9 protein-coding genes and 1 pseudogene are annotated in these 8,143 nt (G+C 55.6%); 4 read left to right on the top strand and 6 right to left on the bottom strand.

Features of this window, described 5'->3' with window-relative positions; genetic code table 11:
* Positions 1-73 precede the first annotated feature (73 nt).
* Positions 74-424 (bottom strand): annotated as a pseudogene (locus KIH45_RS18735) (SDR family NAD(P)-dependent oxidoreductase); the annotation flags it as partial.
* Between the two features lie 260 nt (positions 425-684).
* On the opposite strand from KIH45_RS18735, the gene KIH45_RS18730 reads away from it, so the two are divergent.
* Positions 685-1,752: a sensor histidine kinase gene (locus KIH45_RS18730; protein ID WP_213177479.1), complete on the top strand. Its 1,068-nt coding sequence runs from the start codon at positions 685-687 to the stop codon at positions 1,750-1,752.
* 561 nt (positions 1,753-2,313) lie between these two features.
* Here KIH45_RS18730 and KIH45_RS18725 read toward each other — a convergent pair.
* On the bottom strand, positions 2,314-3,240 hold the full coding sequence (locus KIH45_RS18725) for a cation efflux transmembrane domain-containing protein (protein ID WP_337925511.1): 927 nt from the start codon (positions 3,238-3,240) through the stop codon (positions 2,314-2,316).
* Between the two features lie 391 nt (positions 3,241-3,631).
* Between KIH45_RS18725 and KIH45_RS18720 the strand changes: the two genes are divergently transcribed.
* From KIH45_RS18720 to KIH45_RS18710, 3 genes are all read left to right on the top strand, one after another.
* Positions 3,632-5,227, top strand: coding sequence for an alpha,alpha-trehalose-phosphate synthase (UDP-forming) (locus KIH45_RS18720; protein WP_337925510.1), 1,596 nt, complete (start codon positions 3,632-3,634; stop codon positions 5,225-5,227).
* 85 nt (positions 5,228-5,312) lie between these two features.
* Positions 5,313-5,834 (top strand): DUF305 domain-containing protein, encoded by a 522-nt coding sequence (locus tag KIH45_RS18715; RefSeq protein WP_225900041.1) that lies wholly within the window; start codon positions 5,313-5,315, stop codon positions 5,832-5,834.
* Positions 5,831-6,337: a DUF6692 family protein gene (locus tag KIH45_RS18710; RefSeq protein WP_213177478.1), complete on the top strand. Its 507-nt coding sequence runs from the start codon at positions 5,831-5,833 to the stop codon at positions 6,335-6,337. Before KIH45_RS18715 ends, KIH45_RS18710 begins: the two co-directional genes overlap by 4 nt.
* A gap of 163 nt (positions 6,338-6,500) precedes the next feature.
* Here KIH45_RS18710 and KIH45_RS18705 read toward each other — a convergent pair whose 3' ends face one another.
* The 4 genes from KIH45_RS18705 to KIH45_RS18690 all read right to left on the bottom strand — a co-directional run.
* Positions 6,501-6,974, bottom strand: coding sequence for a DUF421 domain-containing protein (locus KIH45_RS18705; protein ID WP_213177477.1), 474 nt, complete (start codon positions 6,972-6,974; stop codon positions 6,501-6,503).
* Between the two features lie 56 nt (positions 6,975-7,030).
* A complete protein-coding gene (locus tag KIH45_RS18700) occupies positions 7,031-7,222 on the bottom strand; it encodes a hypothetical protein (RefSeq protein WP_213177476.1) in 192 nt (63 codons plus the stop codon).
* A 46-nt stretch (positions 7,223-7,268) separates the two neighbouring features.
* On the bottom strand, positions 7,269-7,850 hold the full coding sequence (locus KIH45_RS18695) for a DUF1989 domain-containing protein (protein WP_213177475.1): 582 nt from the start codon (positions 7,848-7,850) through the stop codon (positions 7,269-7,271).
* Positions 7,847-8,143, bottom strand: a 297-nt coding sequence (locus KIH45_RS18690) for a YqcI/YcgG family protein (RefSeq protein WP_213177474.1), incomplete at its 5' end; no start/stop codon positions are given. The genes KIH45_RS18690 and KIH45_RS18695, both read right to left, overlap by 4 nt.

Raw genomic sequence — 8,143 nt, 5'->3', positions numbered from 1 at the left:
CTTCATCACTACGACGAAGCCCAAATCCTCCTTAAATCACAACCTCAAATCTGTGCCATTGGTGCTGACGGGGAACATTGCCGAATGCCTCCAGCGTCTTTTCGACAACGGTGGCACAGGCGTCTTTCGAGCCAATGTCCGCCTTGATGCAGACCGCCTCGCTGCCTTCCTCTTCGACGATCGAGCGGGTCATCTCTGCGTCGTCGTCTTCTAGAAGATAGACGATCGCGATCTTCGCGCCTTCGCGGGCGTAAAGCGCGGCGACGGCCCTACCGATGCCGCTGTCAGCGCCTGTAACGATAGCGACCTTGTCCTTCAGACGGCCCGAGCCGAGGAAGCGCGGCTGCCATTCAGGCTTGGGTTGCAAGGCACTCTCATGGCCCGGGAGCGGGTCCTCGTGGATCATGTCTATAGTGTCGGTCATTTTTTCAGCCTCCTTCAACAGTCCAATGGATCGGGCGGGCTGAAAGTTCATATTCTCGTCGTCGAACGAGACGGACGCCCCCTCTTGCGCGATAGCTCGTGAGAATTGGCGAAATTTGGTCGGAACGGACAACGCCGGTACGCTCGCTCTATGAGCATCCGAGCGAGGAGTATTTTCTTCCACAACGCCCCGAAAAGAAGCTCTATCCCACAATCGTACGTCGTTCAATTTTGAGCTGAGCGGGAACTTCAGTAGCCTTTTTGAAGTTACTGGTATCAGCCTGTAATTTCGTGAGATCAGAAAACGCGCGCCCGACGGAAAACCTGAAAAGTCCAGATGCCCGACATCCAACCATTCGAAGAACAAAGTGCCGAACATTTGCGACTTGTCATCGAGACCGGCCACGTTGGATTTGGGAACTTGATCTGCAGTCTGGCCGGGCAATCAGGAATCGCGCGCACGACCTTATCTTCGGTTACTCAGAGCCATTACCGGAATGGACTTACGACGGCTTTCTGGATCACGTCGTAGATGATGATCGATCCAGAGTTGACAAACTTCAAAAGGCGGCGATTGCAGGTAGACAGGAATGGAATTTCGAATGCCAGATCGAGACCGCGACAGGCCAAAGGCGCTGGATCAGTGGCGCAGGTCGCCCCCTTATTGATGCCAAGGGTGCCATCACCAAGCTGATCGGCCAAGTCATCGATATCACGGACACGAAAGAGAACGAGGCGCGGCTTCAGCTCGTTACCAACGAACTGAACCACAGGGTTCGCGACATGTTGGCGATGATCAAGGCAATGATCAGTCTTTCAGCTCCCAGAACGAAAAGCGTCGAGGCTTTCGCAAGATCGCTCGAGGGACGGGTTGGCGCTCTGGCGCGAAGCCACCAATTACTGGCCACAGGGGATTTCGCAGAAATGAGTGCCAGCTCGATCTTGCGGACAGAGTTGGCAGCATTCACTGGCCTGGAGAATAGGATCGACATCTGGCTGACGGATGATCCGGTCCTTAAAAACGCGGTCGGCCAAGGATTGTCGCTCATATTCCACGAGCTACTGACAAACGCGATGAAGTACGGAGCTTTGTCGAATGAGACGGGTGCGGTGAAGGTTCAAATAGCAGCTGTTCCTGATGGGACGGAGATCACTTGGACCGAGCGAGCAGGTCCTCCTGTCGCTCGCCAGAATGAGACCGGTTTTGGATCCACGCTCATCAACCAGGCGATGGCCTCCTATGGAACGGTGAGCATGGATTATGCCTCCAACGGTATTGAATGCAGGATTTTCATAGAGAGATCCGGACAATTATGTCCGACCGACTAACCTGACAGCGGACGTCACAATTTCTCCGTACAAGAAACCATGGACTGTTGTTGTTCGTTTTCGCTTTAGGTCCCCCCACTATTACCGTGGGGGTGTCGAGATGACCTGTCGGCCCGCTTAAGCAGTGTTCTCGGGAAGGCGGCTAGCAGAGGCCGCCTTCTCGAATCTTTCCGCATCGAGATCAAAAAATGCCAGTTGCAAGCATGCGGCCCGCATCTGGAAGGGATGCCTAGCTTCGAATCTTATCCTAACGCCGCAATTCTCACAGTATTCTGCCCTATGCTCGGCCTTGCGCTTTCGCTTGTAGGTTTAGCGCAATTTTATGCTGTGGGGAGCTCACAGACAACGCTTTCGCAAACCACACGTTTATTGACAGCGTGGAGGATAAATCCGCAGACGCAGAACTTTCCTCCAAGTGAGGCAGAGCGCGCCAGACCGCTCATCGACAGCTTCGATCGCAACTTGACCGCAAGCTTGTTCCCTCGCTCGCCCGACATAGCAGAGCCTAAAGCTGGCAGCTCCGTCAAAATCAATTTGGCCTAAAATCGAAAATGCTTTGTGCTAGCCAACGTCTTCCCGACGCAACATCCCTGGCGGGGAGAAAGACAAACGGGCGAGACGCCATGATGGATCTTCTCCCATAAGTTCCTCGAGATCAGGCAAGTCGTCCGGTGGATGAATGCCTTCGACGGTTCCTACAAGATAGCGTCCGGATTCCCGCAGGCGGACATTACCGCTTGGCCAAATGCGCTGGAGACGCTGTCTCAGCCGCTCTGCTTCGGGCGAAATGCACGAGCCGGTAAGATCGCGTGGCGCTCCATCCAGGAGTTCCGCTGCGGCCTTCCCCATATTAGAAAGCCCATCGCGAAGGATTGAAAAAGCAATGAACGAGGCCGCTGCGCTATCAGCCCACCAATAGCCGAAATATATGCCCAGAATGCCCACGATGCCGGCAAGGCCGGTCTGCCAATCGGCTTTTTGCATCAGCGCATCGGTGTGCAACACCTTATCATACAGCTGCTCAGCCACGGGGAGCTTCAGGCGTCCGATGATTGCTGGAACGATTATCGAATACACCAGAGACGCGATCATCAACCAGCCCATCCAGACCGAATATCCGCTAATCTCGACAAGGGCGACGGTGGGATGCTCCGCCATCAGCAGGTTCATTGCACTTTCGTACAATAGGAAAGCGCCGACCGCCGTCAGGGCAACCGCCGCGACGAGAAAGGCAAGGCTGTTAACCCGCACAAATCCAAAAGGATATTTGTCTGTCGGTGATTTGGGCTCGAACTGCGCGGCGATTAAGAAGGTGATTGCTGGGATCAGGCTAAGGATGTCCTCGAAAAGGGCCGAGCGCATGGCCTGGCTTCCTCCCATGGTAAGGAACATCGCCGCTACGACCGTGCTCATCCAGAACAAAGTCCACCACTCCATTCGTTTGGCGCGGCGGAACGGCTTACGGATTTCTTGAGGCAGACGGTTCACGGCACTTCCCTTTGCACCATCGCAATCCAGCCATTTTCGCCGTTGCGAAATGCGAAGCGAGGCACGCGTTCATCCCGTCCCAGAACTTTGCGTCGTCCCATCGGTGGGCCGAGATGGACACTTGCAGACCATGGGGATGATCGCGCAAACCGGCCATAGGCCAAGTCGATCCGCCCTTCCTCCAGATCGGTCAGCAATCTTTCCCCCGTTCCGCGGCGGATATGTATGGAGGCCCCAGTTCGCTGCGCAACTCGACGCAGAACATTCGACGACTGAACTGACAAATCTTCACCAACAATTTGGCCTACGATGATCTTGCCGGTCCTTTCGACCCTTTCCGTCGTACCGGTCGGGTCACGCGGAAGATCAACACAGGAGGCAGCCGCCAACAGTGAGCAACCCAGGGTCAATCGGAGGATTAACAGTCGCATGGCGACTTAACGCTGCCGGACCGTTCCGGGTTCTGCGCCCCTACCGGAATGTAGAAGCTACGGCGCCATGTCGGACATCAATTCCGGAAGTCTCGAAACAAAGCCGTGTTGCTCTCGTTAAGCTTGCGAAAGGTGGAAGAATGCCCCGATTGATTGTTGTCTCAAACCGTGTCGCAGATATTCATTCGTCGAATGCTGCCAGTTCGGGCGGGTTGGCACTGGCTATGGGCGGAGCCCTCAAGGAAGAGGGCGGCGTCTGGCTGGGCTGGAGCGGAAAGGCTATCGACGAGGACGACAGCCCGCCGCATTTCGAAACCGTCGGCAAAGTCACGCTGGCAAGGATTGATTTATCTCGGTGCCATGTGGACGAATATTACAACGGTTACGCCAACAGAACGCTTTGGCCACTGTTTCATCACCGGACCGATCTGACCGCCTACGAACAATCTTTTCGCGATGCCTATCTCGATGTGAATCGCACATTCGCCCACGCCATTCGCTCGTTCGTCCAGCCTGACGATGTGATCTGGGTGCAGGATTATCACCTTATTCCACTGGGGCGCGAATTGCGCGCGCTCGGCGTCGACAATCGCATCGGCTTCTTTCTCCATATACCCTGGCCGGCAAGGGAGCTTTTCGTGACTCTCCCTCAACACGCGGATCTGGTCTGGTCGCTATTCGGCTATGACCTCGTCGGCTTCCAGACCGACAAGGACCTCAAGGCCTTTTGCGATTATTTCGAGACCGAGCTTGGCGCCCAGCCAGACGAAGACGGCTTGATGGACCTGTTCGGAAGACGCTTGCTTGCCCGCAGCTATCCGATCAGCATCAATCCTTCCGAAATGGTGGAATTGGGCCGGTCGGAAAACGCGCAGGAAAGTTTCAGACGCGTCCGCGAAGGCAATGCAGGGCGCAAAATCCTGCTGGGCGTCGATCGTATCGATTACTCCAAGGGCCTGCCGCACAAGTTTGCTGCTTTTAGCCGATTTCTAGAACGATTTCCTGAACGCCGCGGAACTGCCAGCCTCTTGCAGATCGGTCAGCCCAGTCGAAGCCTTGTCGAGGAATATCAGGATGTGGGCGACGAGCTGGTAGCTGAAGCCGGACGGATCAATGGCCGGTTCGGTAAGCTGGATTGGATGCCGCTTGCCTATCATACCCAGTCATACGGACGCGATGCGCTCGCCGGTATCTACCGGGCTGCGGATGTCTGCCTCGTCACGCCCCTGCGCGACGGGATGAACCTTGTTGCCAAGGAATTCATTGCGGCGCAGGATCCCGAAGATCCGGGTGTGCTGATCCTCTCTCGCTTTGCCGGCGCGGCCGAACAGTTGACCGAGGCGCTTTTGGTCAACCCCTATGACAACGAGCAGTGCGCCGAGGCGATTGCGCAAGCGATCGACATGCCGCTGACCGAAAGGATCGAGCGCTGGCGCACATTGAACGCCACCATTAACCGGTCGAGCCTGTCGTCGTGGAAGGAGGACTTCATGCATGATCTCAGGGCATCAAAAGATGGACGGCACGAAGCCGCTGCGGGTGTCTTCTCGTTCTGATGGCAGGAGAATTCGGAACCTGCACGTACTCTGCCCATTGATGAGGGAACCCCACTCACCGCGAACGCAGGAAAGGATCAGCCTGATGGCAGACGCGCAACCAGATAAGAGCTCGGAAGGGCCCTATTGGAAATTCATAGCGATGATCGCGACCAGCACTGCGGTGATGTTCGCGTTGATGTATCTCAACACATTCAGCATCGACCATGTTTTCTGGAGCGAAACGCGTTTCTGGATGGCATTCGTGATGGGCGGGGCCATGATGGTGATGATGCTGCTGTTCATGTGGGGCATGTACAAGAGCCCGAAAAAGAACTTCATCATTCTGGGCGTGGCGGCATTGGTGTTCGCTGGCGCGCTTTGGCTGGTGCGCAGCCAGACAACGGTGACGGGCGTCGAATACATGAGAGCCATGATTCCGCACCATTCCATTGCGATCATGACAAGCGAGCGTGCCCATATCCGCGATCCGCGGGTACGCAAACTGGCCCATGACATCATTGTCGCGCAGCGGCGCGAGATTGCGCAGATGAAATATCTGATAGCCGACATCGAGAAGAATGGCGTGCGAACCACCGAACGCATGCCAGAGGAGGTTGCCCGATGATACGTCCCTTCTTGCACTCCGCACTGCTTGGTGGTCTGGGCCTAGTTCTGGCCAGTTGCAATCAGAATACCGCCACCGGGAATGACCGCGAAGCGCAGCTTGAACCGGCTCCATCTCTGGCTCCGATCGAAGGGCCTGCATCCGCTCTCGCCAATGTCGAGACGGCGATTGTGAAGCCCGAAACGATGAGCGATGCCGATATCCAAGCTCTCGGCGGCAACAAGGGCAAATGCGAGATGATCCTGACCGAAGTCGCTTTTCCTTCGTTCCTGTTCGAACCTGGCAAGAGCGGAGCGATAAAGCTGAACGGCAAGCTGATCTCCCTGAAAGCCACTGGCGAAAACCGCTATGAGGACGGCGGACTTGTCGTGGCCCTGCGCCAGGTTGACGAGAAGGGGAACGCCGGAAGTCCTGCCATGGAGATGATCGTCGCGCCGCCGGGTGCGAAGGACGAACTCGGCTATCGCGGCTATGCACGTTGTTATAACGGCGCCGCTGCATGAATACGCCCCAAACCGCCCACTTCAAACTGGCGACAAGGGAATAGCGGCCAGACGGTGTTCGCGTCGTTCATGTTTCTTGCCCCCGGTCCAGATTATATGAAAGGCTAGGTCCTCCATCCTAAAGGCGGCATAATCGGCAGCGGATGATCTTTCCGCGATCTGGTCAATGGCGACGTTCCGCCGGCACGCCACCTCGCATTCCCTTGGCCCGGCTATCGCTGTGCGCGATGACTGAGAAAGACGCATCATTTTCGAGCGCAATCCAGTCGACTTGATCAAGGTGGGTAAATCCCGCTTTTCTGACCGCAGCCAGCACCTCCTTTCTCGATATGCGTTCGGTAGCCATCGCGTCATCGAGGAAGCGTCCACGGGCGAAGAGCAGCGTGGGTGGAGCTTTGACTGCTCTGGCGACCAAAGGCGATCTGCGCGCCAAAAATGTCAGGCCGTATTGGAGCATCAACAAAAGAGCGATCGAAAGCGCTCCCTCGGCGAGTGTGCTATCCTTGAGCAAGATCGTCGAAGCTGTGATTGAACCCAATGCTACCGTTACGATCCAGTCGAAATTGTTCATTTGCGAGGTGGATCGCTTGCCCGAAAGCCGGATAAAAAAGATGATCAGAAGATAGATTGCCGGCATGATGACAGCGATCCTCAATAGAGGCTCAATCGTGTCAGGAAGAAAAATATGCCGCATCAAGACTTTGAATGACCGGTCGCGACATTACCATCTCTTCTATCCTGCACTGGATAATCTTCGGGCACAGCTTCGCCCTCTTTGCGCACTTCGTTATAAAGCTGGCTGTTGCGTTCGGGACGGTCAGTCGCGGGAATATGGGAAGGGTCGCGGTCGGGCCGCACCCTTTCGGGCTTTTTGTCGGATGTCATGATGTGATCTCCTAAGTTGGCTGTAATGCTGCAACGAAGCGATCGCTCACTCGATCCGATAATCTATTGGTTTGAAGGCTCCCCCGTTGCTGGCGTAAGCCGAACAGGCCGTGAGGCCTATGATAAGGTCCATCTCGGCCCTAAACGTGATTTTAGCGCCCGGATTACTAATGGGCGGATCAACCGAGATTTTCCCATCGAACCGGACCGGAACGTTCATGAAGCAATTAAAAGCGACCGGTATATCATCCTCGGCAATACCCCAAGGCGCCAGAGCCTCGGCCAGATTACCAAAGCAGCCACGATGCTCGGGCTTATCGGGGTAGAAATGACGAAACGTGTCCCTGCTGCACGGAGTTAGCAGGAAATCGTGGCGTCCCACCGTATCTTCTATGATTTCCAGCATGGGTGGTGATCGGTTGGACCAGAGTCGATTTCCCACGCTCAACCGGATCATTTCTTCATAATCGAAAGTGCGACCATTTGAGAGCACTTCTCTAACGTCGTCGCGCGAAAACGCCAGAAGGTCTGCAACCTGGCATCCCGCAGGATCCACTACGGTCAGCGATTGCCCCTTATCCAATAGTAACGCGGTTCCAGATCGAGGTTCGATGCGGGTCAGTTTCATTCCGGCTCCTGCACTGAGGCGCGCCTGTCCCGAAACGGACAAGCCCAATCATCTTCGATCAAACGTCCAGAATATTGCCGCGCCTCGCTATTCTCGCCGTGGCGGGCAAGCATCGGATTGATCGTTCCGGAAAGATCCCTGTCACGTTCGAGGATGGTTTGCCTGATGCGCTCATATCGCTGTTCTTTGCGCAATTGCTCAAATTGAGCATGCAGATTTGAGAACGGCGGAGCAATATTCGACCACGGTAGCGGCGGGATAGTCCTGCTGCGGGCGGCGTAAAAGTCGTCCAC

It is taken from the genome of Croceicoccus gelatinilyticus (genome assembly GCF_018398395.1).
In the GTDB taxonomy this organism is placed as follows: Bacteria; Pseudomonadota; Alphaproteobacteria; order Sphingomonadales; family Sphingomonadaceae; genus Croceicoccus; species Croceicoccus gelatinilyticus.
Note: the sequence above shows the minus strand (reverse complement) of the source record. Positions and strands in the feature narration are given on the sequence as shown.